The organism is Sphingobacterium kyonggiense, from assembly GCF_039536825.1.
Taxonomy (GTDB): domain Bacteria; phylum Bacteroidota; class Bacteroidia; order Sphingobacteriales; family Sphingobacteriaceae; genus Sphingobacterium; species Sphingobacterium kyonggiense.
In genome coordinates, this window is record NZ_BAAAZI010000019.1 from 1 (window position 1) to 561 (window position 561).

General features: G+C 48.8%; 1 protein-coding gene. It reads right to left on the reverse strand.

Translation table 11 applies throughout. The annotated features are described in order from the left end of the window. A partial coding sequence (locus tag ABD676_RS18290) for an IS110 family transposase (RefSeq protein ID WP_425565310.1) occupies nt 1-538 on the reverse strand: 538 nt, incomplete at its 3' end. Nucleotides 539-561 lie beyond the last annotated feature (23 nt).

A 561-nucleotide genomic window follows, 5' to 3' on the forward strand; every position in this document is an offset into this window, starting at 1 on the left:
TGGACCAGTGCGATCCGCTCAATCGGAAGATCTCGGGATATTCTATGCCGTTCAGGTACAGGAAAGACTTCAATCTGTTCTTGAACCTGCAGGTATCCTTGACCGTCGTGTGGCGAAGCCTCATTAGGGACCGATCTTCCTCACAATGGACCGAGGGGACATATACTCCCCTTAAAACACCCGCCCGAAGGGCCCTCCCCAGTTTCTTGCTATCTATAGGGTCGCTTTTGTGGAGCAGCTCCTTCTGGGTGCTGGGAACATCGGCGGGATTGACCACGATGTTGTTCACCCCGTGCGCCAGGAGTTCGCGATGGATCCAGAAACCGCAGAATCCCGCCTCATATACCGAATGGTAGGAGGCTCCTGGATAATTTTTCCATAGATGGTTCAATAAGACCTCAACGTTGGATTCCTGATGGATGGACTTAAGGAACACGTCCTTGCTGAAGATCGCAACGTTCCAGCTCTTTAGATGGACATCGATTCCGATATAGATCGGTTGTCCATCAAAATTTAAAGTCGTATTTTGTCGTAGCATAAGATTAGGATTTATGTTGTTAT